At 65.4% G+C, this 15,208-nt stretch carries 15 protein-coding genes and 1 tRNA gene; 3 read left to right on the top strand and 13 right to left on the bottom strand.

The annotated features are described in order from the left end of the window. From rplB to rpsL, 9 genes are all read right to left on the bottom strand, one after another. Positions 1 to 840 carry a 50S ribosomal protein L2 gene (gene rplB / locus ABD719_RS06795; protein ID WP_056530742.1) on the bottom strand — a complete coding sequence of 280 codons (840 nt, stop codon included), beginning with the start codon at positions 838 to 840 and terminating at the stop codon, positions 1 to 3. Positions 841 to 844: 4 nt separating this feature from the next. Continuing rightward, a complete protein-coding gene (locus tag ABD719_RS06800; protein WP_192123697.1) occupies positions 845 to 1,156 on the bottom strand; it encodes a 50S ribosomal protein L23 in 312 nt (103 codons plus the stop codon). Then, positions 1,149 to 1,775, bottom strand: a complete 627-nt coding sequence (gene rplD, locus ABD719_RS06805) for a 50S ribosomal protein L4 (protein ID WP_344692621.1) — start codon at positions 1,773 to 1,775, stop codon at positions 1,149 to 1,151. Before rplD ends, ABD719_RS06800 begins: the two co-directional genes overlap by 8 nt. 3 nt (positions 1,776 to 1,778) lie before the next feature. After that, positions 1,779 to 2,513, bottom strand: a complete 735-nt coding sequence (gene rplC, locus ABD719_RS06810; protein WP_344692622.1) for a 50S ribosomal protein L3 — start codon at positions 2,511 to 2,513, stop codon at positions 1,779 to 1,781. Positions 2,514 to 2,759: 246 nt separating this feature from the next. Then, the gene (gene rpsJ, locus ABD719_RS06815) at positions 2,760 to 3,068 is read right to left on the bottom strand and encodes a 30S ribosomal protein S10 (RefSeq protein WP_066776796.1); all 309 of its coding nucleotides are present in this window, start codon (positions 3,066 to 3,068) and stop codon (positions 2,760 to 2,762) included. Between the two features lie 198 nt (positions 3,069 to 3,266). Further along, the gene (gene tuf / locus ABD719_RS06820) at positions 3,267 to 4,460 is read right to left on the bottom strand and encodes an elongation factor Tu (protein ID WP_192124284.1); all 1,194 of its coding nucleotides are present in this window, start codon (positions 4,458 to 4,460) and stop codon (positions 3,267 to 3,269) included. 85 nt (positions 4,461 to 4,545) lie between these two features. Then, positions 4,546 to 6,642: an elongation factor G gene (fusA, locus tag ABD719_RS06825; RefSeq protein ID WP_192123703.1), complete on the bottom strand. Its 2,097-nt coding sequence runs from the start codon at positions 6,640 to 6,642 to the stop codon at positions 4,546 to 4,548. 98 nt (positions 6,643 to 6,740) lie between these two features. Further along, on the bottom strand, positions 6,741 to 7,211 hold the full coding sequence (gene rpsG / locus ABD719_RS06830; protein ID WP_192123705.1) for a 30S ribosomal protein S7: 471 nt from the start codon (positions 7,209 to 7,211) through the stop codon (positions 6,741 to 6,743). Positions 7,212 to 7,261: 50 nt separating this feature from the next. Beyond that, a complete protein-coding gene (gene rpsL, locus ABD719_RS06835; RefSeq protein ID WP_069206815.1) occupies positions 7,262 to 7,633 on the bottom strand; it encodes a 30S ribosomal protein S12 in 372 nt (123 codons plus the stop codon). 265 nt (positions 7,634 to 7,898) lie between these two features. Between rpsL and ABD719_RS06840 the strand changes: the two genes are divergently transcribed. The 3 genes from ABD719_RS06840 to ABD719_RS06850 all read left to right on the top strand — a co-directional run bounded on the left by ABD719_RS06840 (position 7,899) and on the right by ABD719_RS06850 (position 10,753). After that, positions 7,899 to 7,975, top strand: a tRNA-Trp gene (locus ABD719_RS06840). 251 nt (positions 7,976 to 8,226) lie between these two features. After that, complete coding sequence (locus tag ABD719_RS06845; RefSeq protein WP_344692623.1) at positions 8,227 to 9,567, top strand: MFS transporter; 1,341 nt, start codon at positions 8,227 to 8,229, stop codon at positions 9,565 to 9,567. Between the two features lie 40 nt (positions 9,568 to 9,607). Then, complete coding sequence (locus tag ABD719_RS06850) at positions 9,608 to 10,753, top strand: glycoside hydrolase family 68 protein (RefSeq protein WP_344692624.1); 1,146 nt, start codon at positions 9,608 to 9,610, stop codon at positions 10,751 to 10,753. A gap of 14 nt (positions 10,754 to 10,767) precedes the next feature. Here ABD719_RS06850 and ABD719_RS06855 read toward each other — a convergent pair whose 3' ends face one another. The 4 genes from ABD719_RS06855 to moaD form a co-directional block, all read right to left on the bottom strand. Then, on the bottom strand, positions 10,768 to 11,793 hold the full coding sequence (locus ABD719_RS06855; RefSeq protein WP_344692625.1) for a LacI family DNA-binding transcriptional regulator: 1,026 nt from the start codon (positions 11,791 to 11,793) through the stop codon (positions 10,768 to 10,770). A 209-nt stretch (positions 11,794 to 12,002) separates the two neighbouring features. After that, positions 12,003 to 14,420, bottom strand: a complete 2,418-nt coding sequence (locus ABD719_RS06860) for a zinc-dependent metalloprotease (RefSeq protein ID WP_344692626.1) — start codon at positions 14,418 to 14,420, stop codon at positions 12,003 to 12,005. Positions 14,421 to 14,497: 77 nt separating this feature from the next. Beyond that, positions 14,498 to 14,950: a molybdenum cofactor biosynthesis protein MoaE gene (locus ABD719_RS06865; RefSeq protein WP_344692627.1), complete on the bottom strand. Its 453-nt coding sequence runs from the start codon at positions 14,948 to 14,950 to the stop codon at positions 14,498 to 14,500. Continuing rightward, entirely contained in the window at positions 14,947 to 15,204 is a 258-nt protein-coding gene (moaD, locus tag ABD719_RS06870) for a molybdopterin converting factor subunit 1 (RefSeq protein WP_344692628.1), read from the bottom strand. Before moaD ends, ABD719_RS06865 begins: the two co-directional genes overlap by 4 nt. Positions 15,205 to 15,208: the final 4 nt, after the last annotated feature.

The raw sequence follows: 15,208 nt of genomic DNA on the forward strand, positions 1-15,208 counted from the left end.
TTAGCCCTTCCTCTTCGTCGAATGACGCGACCGGATGATCATCTTGTCGGTCGACTTGTTATGACGGGTGCGCGCACCCTTCGTCGGCTTGCCCCACGGCGTGACCGGATGACGGCCGCCCGAGGTCCGGCCTTCACCACCGCCGTGCGGATGGTCGACCGGGTTCTTGGCGACGCCGCGGGTCAGCGGACGCTTGCCCATCCAGCGCGAACGCCCGGCCTTGCCGAGGTTCTGGTTCTGGTTGTCCGGGTTCGACACCGCACCGACCGTCGCCATGCACTCGCCATGGATGTAGCGCTGCTCGCCCGAGTTGAGACGAACGATCACCATGCCGCGGTCACGACCCACAACCTGCACATAGGTGCCGGCCGAACGGGCGATCTGGCCACCCTTCATCGGCTTCATCTCCACATTGTGGACGATGGTGCCGACCGGTACCTGACCCAATTCCATGGCGTTGCCCGGCTTCACGTCGGTCTTCTTGGCCGCGAGCACCTTGTCACCGACCGCAAGACGCTGCGGCGCGATGATGTAGTTCTGCTCGCCGTCCGCATAGGACACCAGCGCGATGAACGCCGTGCGGTTGGGATCATATTCCAGCCGCTCGACGGTGCCCTCGGAGTCCCACTTGCGACGCTTGAAGTCGATGAAGCGGTACTTCTGCTTGTGACCGCCCGCGATGCCGCGGCTGGTCACATGGCCCTTGTTGTTGCGGCCACCGGTCTTGGACTTGCCCTCGGTGAGCGCCTTGACCGGCTTGCCCTTCCAGAGCTGCGACTTGTCAACCAGGACGAGGCCGCGCTGCGCGGGCGTCGTCGGGTTATATTGCTTGAGCGCCATGGTCTCAGATCCCCGTCGTCACGTCGATCGACTGACCGTCGGCGAGCGTGACGATCGCCTTCTTCATGTCCGACCGCTGGTAGGGCGCACCCTTCCACTTCTTGGTCTTGCCCTTCTGGACGATCGTGTTCACGCCCAGGACCTTCACGTCGAAGAGTGCTTCGACGGCGGCCTTGATCTGCGGTTTGGTCGCGTCGCCCGCGACCTTGAACACGACGGCGTTGTGCTCGGAGAGCAGCGTCGCCTTCTCGGTGATGTGCGGCGCGACGATCACGTCGTAATGACGGTTGTCGACAACCTTCTGCGGCTTAGCCATTGAAGCGCGCCTCCAGCTTTTCGACCGCAGCGCGGGTCAGCACCAGCGTGTCGGCCTTGATGATGTCATAGACGTTGGCACCCACGGCCGGCATGACGTCGACCTCGTGCAGGTTGCCCGCGGCCAGCGCGAAGCTGTTCTCGACGATATCGCCGTCGATCACCAGCGCACGCTTGCCGAAGCCCAGCTTGGCCAGATCGCCCTTCAGCGTCTTGGTCTTGCCGCCCTCGACGGTCAGGCTGTCCATGACGACCAGCGACCCTGCCTTGGCATGGCTCGACAGCGCCATCTTCAGGCCCAATGCGCGGATCTTCTTGTTGAGACCCGGATTGAAATCACGGACGCGGGCGCCGTGCGCCTTGCCGCCGCCGATGAAGACGGGGGCGCGACGATCGCCGTGACGGGCGGTGCCGCCACCCTTCTGACGACCGAACTTCTTGCCGGTGCGGGCGACGTCGGCACGCTCGCGGGTGCCGCGCGCAGTTTCGCGGCGCTTTTCCAACTGCCAGGTGACGACGCGGTGCAGGATGTCGGCGCGCGGATCGAGGCCGAAGACCTCGTCGTTGAGCTCGATGTCCTGCGCGTCGGTACCGGCGAAGGACTTGACGGTGACCTTCACTTCTTAGCCCTCCTGGCCGGTGGTAGCTTCCGGCGCGGGTGCGGCGTCAGCAGTGTTCGAATTGGCGACCTTCAGCCCGGCGGGCATCGGGGCGTCGGCATGGCGCGAAACCTTGACCGCGTCCTTGACGAGCAGCCAGCCACCCTTCGAGCCGGGCACGGAGCCCTTCACGAAGATCAGGCCACGCTCGGCGTCGGTGGAGACGATTTCCAGGTTCTGCTGCGTACGGTTGCGGTCGCCCATATGGCCGGCCATCTTCTTGTTCTTGAAGACCTTGCCCGGATCCTGACGCTGACCGGTCGAGCCGTGCGAACGGTGCGACACCGACACGCCGTGCGTCGCGCGCAGACCGCCGAAGTTCCAGCGCTTCATGGCGCCGGCAAAGCCCTTACCTTGGGTACGACCCTGGATATCGACATACTGGCCCGCGACGAAATGGTCGGCCGACAGTTCGGCGCCAACGTCGAGGAGGTTGTCCTCGGTGACGCGGAATTCGGCGACGAACGCCTTAGGCTCGACTTCGGCCTTGCCGAAATGGCCACGCTGCGGCTTCGCCACGTTCTTGGCCTTGGCGACGCCTGCGCCAAGCTGGACGGCGGTATAGCCGTCGGTATCAGTCTCGCGACGGGAAACGACCTGCAGGCCGTCCAGCTGGAGAACGGTGACCGGCACGTGCCGACCGTCATCCTGGAACAGGCGGGTCATCCCCAGTTTCTTCGCGATCACGCCGGTACGCATGATCCACACTCCTCGCAGAGGCACATCCGGACCATTCCGAATGTGCGTGGGGGATATCAGCCAGGCAGATGCCCCGTTGATATCCGTCAGCCCAGAAATGCGAAGCGTGCCCCCGTCCCGGGCTGGTCGTCCTTGCGATGAAGCGAAGAACGTGACGGGAGACGCTGTCCCGGCGGCCGAAGCCACCGGCGGTATCTCAATTGCCATAGCACCGCAGGACCAAGGTCGACTGCGGTGGAGCGGCGCTTACGCCAACTTGATCTCGACGTCAACGCCAGCGGCGAGGTCGAGCTTCATCAGCGCGTCGACGGTCTGCGGGGTCGGCTGCACGATATCGAGCATCCGCTTGTAGGTACGGACCTCGAACTGCTCGCGCGACTTCTTGTCGACGTGCGGGCCACGGTTGACCGTGAACTTTTCGATGCGCGTCGGCAGCGGAATCGGACCGCGGATGAGCGCGCCGGTACGGCGTGCAGTGTCGGCGATGTCGCCGGTCGCCTGATCGAGCACGCGATGGTCGAACGCCTTCAGACGAATGCGGATGTTGCTGTCCATGATCCCTACCGATGCGAAAGAGCGGGGCGACTCGCAAGGCCATCATTCCCGAACGTCGGAAACGACGACCGAAGGGCCGCCTCTTGCTGGTTTAAAATCGAATGTCGAAAGGCAGCGGAGAAACCGTCACGCCTCTATTAAAAGCAAAAGGGCGACCCCGGTTTCCCGGAGCCGCCCCTTCCAAGGCTTGCGCCTATATTACTTGGTGATGCCGCTGACAACCCCTGCGCCGACCGTCCGGCCACCCTCGCGGATGGTGAAGCGCTGGCCGACGTCCATGGCGATCGGTGCGATCAGCTTGATGCCGAGCGCGACGTTATCGCCGGGCATGACCATCTCGGTGCCCTCAGGCAGTTCGACGGTGCCGGTCACGTCCGTGGTGCGGAAGTAGAACTGCGGACGGTAGTTGGCGAAGAACGGCGTGTGACGGCCACCCTCGTCCTTCGACAGCACGTACACTTCCGACGCGAAGTCGGTGTGCGGCTTGATCGAACCCGGCTTGCAGAGCACCTGGCCACGCTCGACCTCGTCACGGGCGACGCCGCGGATCAGCGCACCGACGTTGTCGCCGGCCTGGCCCTGGTCGAGCAGCTTGCGGAACATTTCGACGCCGGTGACTGTGGTCTTGCGGACGGTCGGGTGAATGCCGACGATCTCGACTTCCTCGCCGACCTTGACGATGCCGGTCTCGACGCGGCCGGTGACGACCGTGCCACGACCCGAGATCGAGAACACGTCCTCGATCGGCATCATGAACGGCTTGTCGAGCGGACGCTCGGGCTGCGGGATGTAATCGTCGACAGCGGCCATCAATTCGATGACGGCATCCTTGCCGAACTTGTCGTTCGAACCCGACAGCGCGCAGGTCGCCGAACCCTTGATGATGGGGATATCATCGCCCGGGAACTCATACGAGCTGAGCAGCTCGCGGATTTCCAGCTCGACCAGCTCGAGGATTTCCTCGTCGTCGACCAGATCGACCTTGTTCATGAACACAACCATCGCCGGCACGCCGACCTGACGGGCGAGCAGGATGTGCTCGCGGGTCTGCGGCATCGGGCCGTCGGTGGCGGACACGACCAGGATCGCGCCGTCCATCTGCGCCGCGCCGGTGATCATGTTCTTCACATAATCGGCGTGGCCCGGGCAATCGACGTGGGCGTAGTGGCGGTTCGTCGTCTCGTACTCGACGTGCGCGGTCGAGATCGTGATGCCGCGCTCACGCTCTTCGGGTGCCTTGTCGATGTTGGCGAAATCGACGGCGGTACCGCCGGTCGTCTCGGCCAGCACCTTGGTGATGGCGGCCGTGAGCGAGGTCTTGCCGTGGTCGACGTGGCCGATGGTGCCGATGTTGAGGTGCGGCTTGTTCCGCTCGAATTTTGCCTTTGCCATTTTCCTACCTTCTGATTCGAATTCGGTGCCGCCGGGGCCACGCGAACGCGGCCCCATAACGGTTGATCGTCGGTTACGCCAGCGCTTAGGCCAGCTTCGCCTTCACTTCGTCGGCGACGTTCGTGGGAACCTCGTCGTAATGCGAGAACTGCATCGAGTACTGAGCCCGGCCCTGCGTGAACGAACGCAGCGAATTCACATAGCCGAACATATTGGCCAGCGGCACCATCGCTTCGACCGTCTGCGCGTTGCCGCGGCTGTCGGTACCCTGGATCTGGCCACGACGGCTGTTCATGTCGCCGATCACGTCACCCAGATAATCCTCCGGGGTAACAACCTCAACCTTCATGACCGGCTCGAGCAACGTAATGCCCGACTTCTGTGCCGCTTCACGCATCGCACCACGGGCACAGATTTCGAACGCCAGCGCCGACGAGTCGACGTCGTGATACGCGCCGTCATACACCACGATCTCGAAATCGATGATCGGGAAGCCGACCAGCGAACCGCTCGCAGCAGTTTCGCGGAAGCCCTTCTCGATCGCGGGCAGATATTCCTTCGGAATGTTGCCGCCCTTGATCTCGTCCTTGAAGATGATTCCCGACCCGCGCTCGCCCGGCGTCAGCTTCACCTTCACGCGGCCGAACTGGCCGGTGCCACCCGACTGCTTCTTGTGCGTGTAGTCGATGTCGACCGGCTTCTTCAGATATTCGCGATAGGCCACCTGCGGCGCACCGACGTTCGCCTCGACCTTGAATTCCCGCTTCATGCGGTCGACCAGGATTTCGAGGTGAAGCTCGCCCATGCCCTTGATGATGGTCTGACCCGATTCGGGGTCCGACGACACGCGGAACGACGGATCCTCGCGCGCGAGACGATTGAGCGCGACGCCCATCTTCTCCTGGTCGGCCTTGGTCTTCGGCTCCACCGACAGCTCGATCACCGGCTCCGGGAACTCCATGCGCTCCAGGATTATCGGTGCGTTCTGCGCGCACAGGGTGTCACCCGTGGTGGTATCCTTAAGGCCCGCCAGCGCGACGATGTCGCCCGCGAACGCTTCCTGGATGTCCTCACGGCTGTTCGCATGCATCAGCAGCATGCGACCGACCTTTTCCTTCTTGTCCTTCACCGAGTTGGTTACCTGCGACGCGGCTTCGAGCTTGCCCGAATAAATGCGCGCGAACGTCAGGGTGCCGACGAACGGATCGTTCATGATCTTGAAGGCCAGCGCCGAGAACGGCACGTCGTCCGAGGAGGGACGTTCGTCCGGCGTCACGCCGTCGAGCTTCAGACCCTGGATCGCGGGCACGTCGAGCGGGCTGGGCAGATAGTCGACCACGGCATCAAGCAGGGGCTGCACGCCCTTGTTCTTGAACGCCGAACCGCAGACCACCGGCACGAACGCCATGCTGAGCGTACCCTTGCGGATGAGCTTCTTCAGGTCGGCGACGCTGGGCTCGTTGCCATCGAGATAGGCTTCCATCAGGTCGTCGTCCTGCTCGACGGCCATCTCGATCAGGTCGCTGCGATACTTCGCGGCCTTCTCGGCCATGTCGGCGGGGATGTCCTGATATTCGAACTTCGCGCCCAACGACTCTTCGAGCCAGATGATCGCGCGGTTCTCGACCAGATCGACCAGACCCTTGAAGCCGCCTTCCATGCCGATCGGCAGGTACAGGACGGCCGGACGGGCGCCCAGACGCTCGATGATCGAATTGACGCAGAAGTAGAAGTCGGCGCCGGTGCGATCCAGCTTGTTGACGAAGCACATGCGCGGCACGCCGTATTTGTCGGCCTGACGCCACACCGTCTCGGACTGTGGCTCCACGCCGGCGACGCCGTCGAAGCACGCGACCGCACCGTCGAGCACGCGCAGCGAACGCTCGACTTCGATCGTGAAGTCGACGTGGCCGGGGGTATCGATGATGTTGATGAGGTGCTCTTCGCCCTTGCCCTCTTCGGCGCGCCACTTGCAGGTGGTAGCAGCCGACGTGATCGTGATCCCGCGCTCCTGCTCCTGCTCCATCCAGTCCATCGTCGCGGTGCCTTCGTGCACTTCGCCGATCTTGTAGGACTTGCCGGTATAGTAAAGGATACGCTCGGTCGTCGTCGTCTTGCCGGCGTCGATGTGGGCCATGATGCCGATGTTGCGGTAACGGTCGAGCGGATGGCTGCGGGCCATGGTCGGTGCTTCCTTAGCGATGTGGGGAGCCAGGCACATGACCGGCTCCCCACGATATAGTCCAGAACGGGGCTGCTTCCAACCCTGTCAGCGCGGCCTTACCAGCGGTAGTGCGAGAAGGCGCGGTTCGCCTCGGCCATCCGGTGCGTATCTTCGCGCTTCTTCACCGCGTTGCCGCGGTTGTTCGAGGCGTCGAGCAGCTCGCCGGACAGACGGGCGGCCATCGTGTTCTCGCTGCGGTTGCGCGCGGCGGTGATGAGCCAGCGGATCGCCAGCGCCTGCGCCCGCTCCGGGCGGACCTCGACGGGGACCTGGTAGGTCGCACCGCCGACGCGGCGCGAACGCACCTCGATGCCCGGCTTGATGTTGTTCAGCGCATCATGGAACACGCCGATCGGCTCGCGCTTGGCGCGCTGCTCGACGGTTTCCATGGCACCGTAGACGATCAGTTCGGCCACGGCCTTCTTGCCGTCCATCATGACCGAATTCATGAACTTCGACAGAACCTCATCACCGTACTTCGGGTCGGGCAGGATGATACGCTTTTCGGGGCGACGACGACGTGCCATTTCAAATTCCTTCTAAACTTCAGCCATTGTGACGAAACGCGTTCGTCGGCTTACTTCGGACGCTTGGCGCCGTACTTGGAACGGGACTGCTTGCGGTCCTTCACACCCTGCGTATCGAGCACGCCGCGCAGGACGTGGTAGCGGACGCCGGGAAGATCGCGGACACGACCGCCACGGATCAGGACCACCGAGTGCTCCTGCAGGTTGTGGCCTTCACCCGGGATGTAGCTGATGACTTCGCGCTGGTTGGTCAGGCGAACCTTTGCCACCTTGCGCAGTGCCGAGTTCGGCTTCTTCGGGGTCGTCGTGTAGACGCGGGTGCAGACGCCGCGCTTCTGCGGATTCGCTTCCATCGCAGGGACCTTCGACTTGGCCTTCTGCGGATCGCGGCCCTTGCGGACCAGCTGGTTGATCGTGGGCATTGAAGCCTTCACCTTTCAGATGGTTACTTTGCTGGAGCCATCACGCCGTAGAATACAAAAAGAGCCTGCCAGCGACGCTATCGCGCCACCCGAGGCCCCATTCCATTCCAGCAATGTTCAAGCACCACCGGAGACTGACCCCGATGAGCATCGCGGCTATACGCCCCCATGCCCACACGGTCAACCGTCGCGGCGCGTTGATGACGGCCCCGCCACATCGGCGCTTGCCGAACCGCGCGGATGCCGGTAATGGCGCGATCCGCACAGGGGTGTAGCTCAGTTGGTTAGAGCGTCGGTCTCCAAAACCGAAGGCCCTCGGTTCGAGTCCGAGCTCCCCTGCCAGCCTTTCCGCAACGCACCGGCACGAGCCGTGCCTGCCGGATCATCGCAAAGCGACATCTTCCTTTTCCGATGCCTTCGGGCACGTCCAGCCGTTTGACGATGGCCGGGCGGCGCTGTTGCCCGCCGACATGACGTTCGAGACAGCCATCCATGCGCCGGATATAGTTGCCTCCGGCATTGCAATCGATTGTTGCAATGCCGGAAAAAACGATGGATAACTGCGACAAAGCATAATGTGAGGGGATCGGGCGATGACGACGACGGGGGTTAAGCCAAGGCTGTCGCTGGTCCGCATCCTTGAGATGAACCTCGGCTTCCTCGGCCTCCAGTTCAGTTTCGGCCTGCAACAGGGCAACATGACGCCGATCTACAGCTATCTCGGCGCGTCCGAGGCGGCGCTGCCGGTGTTGCAGCTGGCGGGGCCGATCACCGGGTTGCTCGTGCAGCCGCTGATCGGTGCCCTGAGCGACCGGACCGATTCGCGCTGGGGACGGCGGACACCCTATTTCATCTTCGGCGCGATGCTGTGCGCGATCGGGCTGTTCTTCATGCCGCTCAGTTCGTCGCTGCTGATGGCGGTATCGATGCTGTGGATCCTTGACGGCGGCAACAACATCACGATGGAGCCATACCGCGCCTATGTCTCCGACCGGCTGGACGAGAGCCAGCACCAGATCGGCTTCCTGACGCAATCGGCCTTTACCGGGCTGGCCCAGATGCTCGCCTTTCTCACGCCATCGTTGCTGGTGTGGTGGGGCATGGATCAGGACTGGGTCGACGCGCACAACATCCCCTATACGGCGCGCATCGCGTTCATGGTCGGGGCGTTCCTGAGCCTGACGACGATCCTGTGGTCGATCTGGCGGGTCCCGGAACTGCCGCTGACACCGGAGCAGCGCGCGCATATCGCCGCCCAGCCCACCGGGTTCGGCGCGACGTTACGGGAGATCGGCGGCGCGATCCGCGACATGCCGATCGCGATGCGCAAGCTGGCGCTGATGAGCCTGTTCCAATGGTATGCGATGGCCGCCTACTGGGCCTATGTGATCTATGCCATCGGCCGCTCGGTCTATGGCACCGATGTGCCGACCTCGTCGGGCTTCCATTCCGCCGTGCTGACCAATGGCGAGATGGCGGCCTTCTACAACGGCGTCGCGTTCGTCGCGGCCTTCGCGATGGTGCCGCTGGCACGGCGGATCGGGGCGGCCAGCCTGCATGCCGTGTGTCTGGTCATCGCCGGCGCGGGGATGCTGTGGCTGCCGCACATCACCGAGAAATGGATGTTGTTCCTGCCCGCGATCGGAGTCGGGCTGGGCTGGGCGAGCATCATGGGCAACCCCTACGTCATCCTCGCCGGTTCGATCCCGGCGGAGCGGACCGGCGTGTACATGGGCATCTTCAACATGATGATCGTCATCCCGATGCTGCTGCTCGCGGCCACCCTGCCCTTTTACTACGCGCCGCTGATGAACAGCGATCCGCGCCATGTGCTGACGCTGTGCGGCCTGTTGATGTTCTGCGCCGCCGCGGCGGTGTGGTCGGTGCGGGAACGCAATACGCAGGGCCTGCCCGTCGGTGCGGTGGCGGAATGAGCATGACACCGACCAATATGATGACGGGAAATTGACGACGATGGCATCCGGCCCGAACGATATGGTGACGAGCGCCGCCCATTGGTCCCCCGACGCCGCGCGCGCCGCCAGCAATCAATCTGCAGCCGCGCTGCCGGTGATCGGCGCCGCCGATATCCGCCCGATCGTACCGGGCCACGACCTGTGGGACATGTGGCAGATCGCCCGCACCGATGGATCGACCGTGATCGTGGGCGGGCGCAGCTGGTGGTTCTTCCTCGCCACCCCGCAGCTCGACGATCCGGAGGCGCGCCACGACCGTGCCCGGATGCGGCTGACCAGCCACGGCGCGGACGGCTGGCGCGATCATGGCTGGGTGTTCGCCCCGGGCTTCACGCCTGGCAGCCGCGAATGGTCGGGCTCGGCGGTGCTGGAGGACGACGGCGTCACGCTGACGATGTACTTCACCGCGGCTGGTCGCCTGGATGGGCCGCCCAGTTTCGAACAGCGGCTGTTCGAGACGCGGGCACGTTTCGCGGTGACGGACGGCAAGCCCATCCTGGAAGGCTGGACGACCCCGGTCGAGTCGGTTGCGGCCGACGGCCACGGGTATGCGGTGGCGGCGGAGGTCGAGGCACCGGCCCATGGCATCAAGGGCTTTCGCGATCCCGGCTATTTCCGCGATCCCGCCGATGGCAGCGAATATCTGCTGTTCGTCGGCAATGCGGGCTGGACCGATACATGGCCGAACGGCGTCATCGGCGCGGCGCGGCGGGATGGCGATGACTGGACGCTGCGTCCGCCCATGGTCGACGCGCTGGGCGTGAACAATGAACTGGAACGGCCGCATATCGTGATGCGGGACGGCCATTATTATCTGTTCTGGTCGACCCAGGCGCGCCGCTTTGCCGGGGGTATTGGTGCGCCGACCGGGCTGTACGGCATGGTCGCGGAGAACATGACGGGGCCATGGCGGCCGATCAACGGTACCGGGCTGGTCGCGGGCAACCCGCCGGCCGAGCCGTATCAGGCCTATTGCTGGTGGGTGACCGGCGAGGGCGAGGTCATCAGCTTCGTCGATTATTGGGGGCTGGACGGTGCGGGCCTGCCGGCGGACCCCGCCGGGCGCCGTGCCCGGTTCGGCGGCACCGCGGCACCATGGTTCCGGCTGGCGTTCGAGGGCGACCGGGTGACGATCGCCACCTGAACACCCGCCTGCGATCAGGCGGTATCGCGCTCGATCAGGGTCGGCGTCATCTCCACCGAGGGGGCGTCCTCCCCCGCCATCCGCCGGAACAGCGCATCGACCATCGCCTGCGCGCCGACCACCAGGTCCTGCCGCACCGTCGTCAGCCGCGGGACGGTCTGTTCGGCGAGCGGCAGATCGTCGAACCCCGTGATCGCCATGGCCTCGGGCACCCGGACGCCACGATCGACCAGCGCGCGGACCGCGCGGATCGCGATCCCGTCCGACGCGGCGGCAATGCCGTCGATATCGCCGATCGCCCGGTCGAGATGGGCGGCGATCTCGGCCGCCATGATATCGGAAGCCAGATGCGTATCGAGCTGGACGGGCGGTTCGATACCGGCCGCTGCCGCCGCATCCTGCAAGCCCAGATAGCGCTGCTGCAACTCGATCGACCGGACCTCGCCCAGGAAAGCGATCCGCCGGCAACCCCGTGCGATCAGCCGCTCTCCGGCCAGCCGCCCGCCCAGCCGGTTGTCCACCCCCACGGCGCAATGGAGCTGACCGGGCAGGTGGCTGCCCCATGCCACCATGGGCCGGTAATGGCGCGCGACCCGCTCGATCACCTCGAACTGGTCGGACTGGCCGATCAGCAGCACGCCGTCGAGCAGCCCCGATTCGACGATCCGTTCCAGCCAGTCCTCGGCATCGGGGATGATGCGTGACAGCATCAGATCATACCCGCTTTCCGTCACCGCATCGGCGAGATGCGCGAGGATCGTCATGAAAAAGGGGTCGGACAGATGCTGCCGCCGCTCATGCCCCAGCGGAATGACCACGCCGATCACATTGGTCCGCTGCGTCCGCAGCCGGCGCGCCATCTGGTTGGGGCGGAAGCCGTGCTGCGCCGCGAGCGCCTGAATCCGCTCGCGGGTTTCCGTGTTGACGATCGACTTGCCCGCCAGCGCCCGCGACACGGTGCCGGCAGAAACGCCGGCGATGCGCGCCAGTTCGCTGATGTTGCGCACGCGGGGCGGGTTATTCGAAAATAGGTCGCTCATGATGTCTTTTCGCCGCCATATATCGGGTTGGCAATGCCGCATCGCATCATTGCTTGCGGGGGGAACCGGTGGTCGGTGACAAATCGAGCGCCGCCGCCGGCCCGTGTCCCACCGCGGGCGGTGAGTGAGTCCGGCGAACACGCCCGCCGTCGCTGCGGGTGCCAGGGGCCCGCCCCCTCACAGGCCGGCAAAAGTGTCACACCCCCGGCTCAGTCGCCAAACCAGCCGCTGTCGCCACCGATTGGCATCCCCGGGGGGATGGCAGGGACCTTCTGCCGCTTGGCCAGCTCTCGCGTCAGCCGGTCGTCATCCGCGAGCAGTCCGGCAACGTGGCGGCTCCATGCTCCGTCCTCACCCGTGCCGCCCTTGCCAAGCGTCGCACCGATCGTGCGCAACCGGTCGCCCAGCAATGCGGCGACATCGGGCGAGATCGTCTCGTCCTGCACCGCATCGGCCATCGACAACAGGGTGCGATAGGCGATGCGCCGGCCCACCGCGTCACGCCGCGAACCGATCGTAGCGGCGGCCAGCCGGTCGAGCAGCGTTTCCACCCCCGGCAGGCCGGGATCGCGGCGATGCTGTTCGTACAGCCGCGCCAGCCGCGCAGGGGCCAGCAACGAATCGAGCGTGATCTGCGCGGCGACATCGGCCGCCACCAGCGGGTCGAAGGCGGCGGCCCCCGCGTTGCGGAACACTTCCTGATCGAATTGCACGTCGCTGCGCCCGTTCATCGGTGACGACAGGGGCATCACCAGCGCCGCCGGCACCGTCAGCGCTTCCGTCGACAGCGTTGCCAGCAACGCGTCGATCGCCGCATTCTGCGCGGCGGCGGGCACGGGGATGGGCGCCGGGTGATTGTCGCCCGCCACCGCATAGGCATAATCGATCCCGCCCACGAGCTTGCCGACCGCATCGACATCGTAGCGATGGAGCAGCCACACCGGCACGAACTTGCGCCGCAGATCGGACAGCGCCTCCCCCGGCCGCAGCACGCGCGGGCCGAACCGGCCGATCGCCAGCCGCCGTACGGTCAGCATATGGTTGAGCGAGGCGACCGGATCGGGGCCATCGTCCCACATGCTGCCCCATGGACTGGGGGCGTCCGACGCGCGCCCGTCGATATCGGTGATGAAGCGCACGCCCTTCGCCTGGATTGCCAGTGCCTTGGTGGCTGCCGCCGCATCGGGGTCACGCCCCGGTGCGGGATCGGCGTAGAGCCAGTCGACGGTGAAATCGTCCCACGCACCCCCGCCGGGCGCATAGGCGTCGGACAGGTCGATCCGGCCATCGGTCAGTTTGATACGCGGCCCCGGATAATCCATCACCGTGGAGCGGTTCTGCGTGCTGCCGGCGAAATTGTGCATGAAGCCGATCGCATGGCCGACCTCATGCGCGCCGAGCTGCCGGATACGGTCGAGCGAGACGCGAACCGGATCGCTGGCGCTGCCGCTGTTGCTTTCGCCGGCGCCGACCAGCCCTTCGAAGATCGCCATGTCCTGCCGCACGCGCAGCGCGCCGATCACGACATTGCCCTTCACGATCTCGCCGGTGCGGGGGTCGGCGATGCCGCCGCCGTACGACCAGCCGCGCGTCAGCCGGTTCGACCAGTTGACCATGTTGTAGCGCACGTCGAGCGGATCGGCCCCCTCGGGCAGGATTTCCGCGCGGAACGCATCGACCAGCCCCGCCTTGTCGAACGCCGCCGCCCAGTAATTCACGCCTTCCTTCAGCGCGGTACGGATCGGTTCGGGGGCGGCGCGATCGATATAGAAGACGATCGGCTTCTTCACCCGCGACCGCGCGGCGGCGGGATCGACCTTTTCCAGCCGGAACCGGTTGGCGAACTGCTGCACCACGTCCTGCCCCAGCGGGGTACCATAGTCGTAATATTGATTGCCCCCCGCCCCCGACCGGATATCGAACCGGCGCGGCACGAACCCCGGTGCCGGCAGGCGAACGAAGCTGTGATGGACGGTGAAGCCAAGCTGGCGCGGATCGGGGGCGATCCTCCCCACCTCACGCCCCGGCATATCCGACTGATAGGTCTGAAGCGCGTCGATCTCGATATTGTCAGGGAATACCTTCACCGAGGCCGGGTCGGCGGCACTGAGCGAGTCGACCAGCCGAAATCCCTTGCCCGCCGCCGGCCCGGTATTCAGCGCGTCGGCGATTCCCATCGTGTCGCGGGTCAGGAACGGTGCGAGATCGACCGTCAGCGCGCCACCCGGATCGGTCGACACGATATCGAGCATCGCGACGATCGTGGTCGGGAAACTGGTTCGCCCCCCAGCCGCGACGCCGGCATCGCCGGTGGCGCGGAACTGGTGGTTCTCGAACGTCACCGCCAGTTTTCGGCCGACGCGGCGGAAGGCGACGATCTGCTCCGGCCCCAGCATCCCGCGATCGAGCCGCAAATTGGCCGATCCCAGCCCGGTGCGCAGCGACGTGGCGTAAAGGAAGCGGCCGGACACGCCGTCACCATCGGGCGCGGGCAGCGTGATGAGGATACGGCCCTCGGTCGGCAGCGTCTTCACCGGCAACAGCACCGTCTGCTGCGCCACGACGGGCAGCGAATACCCCGTCAGCAATATCGCCCCGATGGCCTTGGCCCAGATCGTCCCGCGCATCGCCATCCCCCTATGTTGCCGTGCAGCGACGGCAGCATGGGGGAAGTCGCTGATTACGGCAACATTACCGGATCAAATCATCGCCAGCGGTTGGCGGCAGCGGTATCGGTGTCGCGCGCCTCGACCCAGGCGGCCGATTCGCCCCGTATTTCACGCTTCCAGAACGGCGCATCGGTCTTCAACCGGTCGATCAGATAGGCACAGGAATCCAGCGCGGCACCGCGATGCGGGGCGGCCGCCGCGACGAATACGATCCGTTCGCCCGGCCGCATCGGGCCGACGCGGTGGACGATCGTCACCGCGCCCAGCGACCAGCGCGTGGTCGCCTCCTGCGCCAGCACCGTCAGCGCCGCTTCGGTCGCGCCGGGATAATGTTCCAGTTCCAGTACGTCGACATCGCCCGCCGCCCCGGCATCCGCCCGGACCAGTCCGGTGAAGGTCGCCACCGCCCCGGCACCCGACGCCTGTTCGACCAGCGTCATCTCCGCCGTCAGGTCAATCGGCGTGGACGCCACGACGATACGGATCATCCGCCCGTCACCGGCGGAAAGATCGCCACCTCGCGCGCGCCGGTGATCGAGGCATCGGGCGTTACGAACGCCTGATCCACCGCGGCACGCAGCCGCCCCCGCTCGGCCAGCGCATCGGCATGGCCGGCGCTGCGCATCGCCAGCCAGTCGACCAGCGCCGCGACGGTGGTGACGTCGGCAGGCGGATCGACCAGTTCCTCCCCCGTCCCGACCCGCTCGCGCACCCATGCGAAATAGAGCATCCGTATCGCCATCGCG

This window comes from Sphingomonas cynarae, assembly GCF_039537815.1.
Classification (GTDB): domain Bacteria; phylum Pseudomonadota; class Alphaproteobacteria; order Sphingomonadales; family Sphingomonadaceae; genus Sphingomonas; species Sphingomonas cynarae.

What these genes read in the sequence shown, in the direction of transcription:
- rplB (WP_056530742.1), bottom strand. Translation starts at nt 840, where the DNA reads ATGGCGCTCAAGCAATATAACCCGACGACGCCCGCGCAGCGCGGCCTC.
- tuf (WP_192124284.1), bottom strand. Translation starts at nt 4,460, where the DNA reads ATGGCAAAGGCAAAATTCGAGCGGAACAAGCCGCACCTCAACATCGGC.
- ABD719_RS06850 (WP_344692624.1), top strand. Translation starts at nt 9,608, where the DNA reads ATGGCATCCGGCCCGAACGATATGGTGACGAGCGCCGCCCATTGGTCC.
- ABD719_RS06855 (WP_344692625.1), bottom strand. Translation starts at nt 11,793, where the DNA reads ATGAGCGACCTATTTTCGAATAACCCGCCCCGCGTGCGCAACATCAGC.
- ABD719_RS06800 (WP_192123697.1), bottom strand. Translation starts at nt 1,156, where the DNA reads ATGGCTAAGCCGCAGAAGGTTGTCGACAACCGTCATTACGACGTGATC.
- rpsJ (WP_066776796.1), bottom strand. Translation starts at nt 3,068, where the DNA reads ATGGACAGCAACATCCGCATTCGTCTGAAGGCGTTCGACCATCGCGTG.
- ABD719_RS06865 (WP_344692627.1), bottom strand. Translation starts at nt 14,950, where the DNA reads ATGATCCGTATCGTCGTGGCGTCCACGCCGATTGACCTGACGGCGGAG.
- moaD (WP_344692628.1), bottom strand. Translation starts at nt 15,204, where the DNA reads ATGGCGATACGGATGCTCTATTTCGCATGGGTGCGCGAGCGGGTCGGG.
- ABD719_RS06845 (WP_344692623.1), top strand. Translation starts at nt 8,227, where the DNA reads ATGACGACGACGGGGGTTAAGCCAAGGCTGTCGCTGGTCCGCATCCTT.
- rplC (WP_344692622.1), bottom strand. Translation starts at nt 2,513, where the DNA reads ATGCGTACCGGCGTGATCGCGAAGAAACTGGGGATGACCCGCCTGTTC.
- rpsL (WP_069206815.1), bottom strand. Translation starts at nt 7,633, where the DNA reads ATGCCCACGATCAACCAGCTGGTCCGCAAGGGCCGCGATCCGCAGAAG.
- ABD719_RS06860 (WP_344692626.1), bottom strand. Translation starts at nt 14,420, where the DNA reads ATGCGCGGGACGATCTGGGCCAAGGCCATCGGGGCGATATTGCTGACG.
- fusA (WP_192123703.1), bottom strand. Translation starts at nt 6,642, where the DNA reads ATGGCCCGCAGCCATCCGCTCGACCGTTACCGCAACATCGGCATCATG.
- rpsG (WP_192123705.1), bottom strand. Translation starts at nt 7,211, where the DNA reads ATGGCACGTCGTCGTCGCCCCGAAAAGCGTATCATCCTGCCCGACCCG.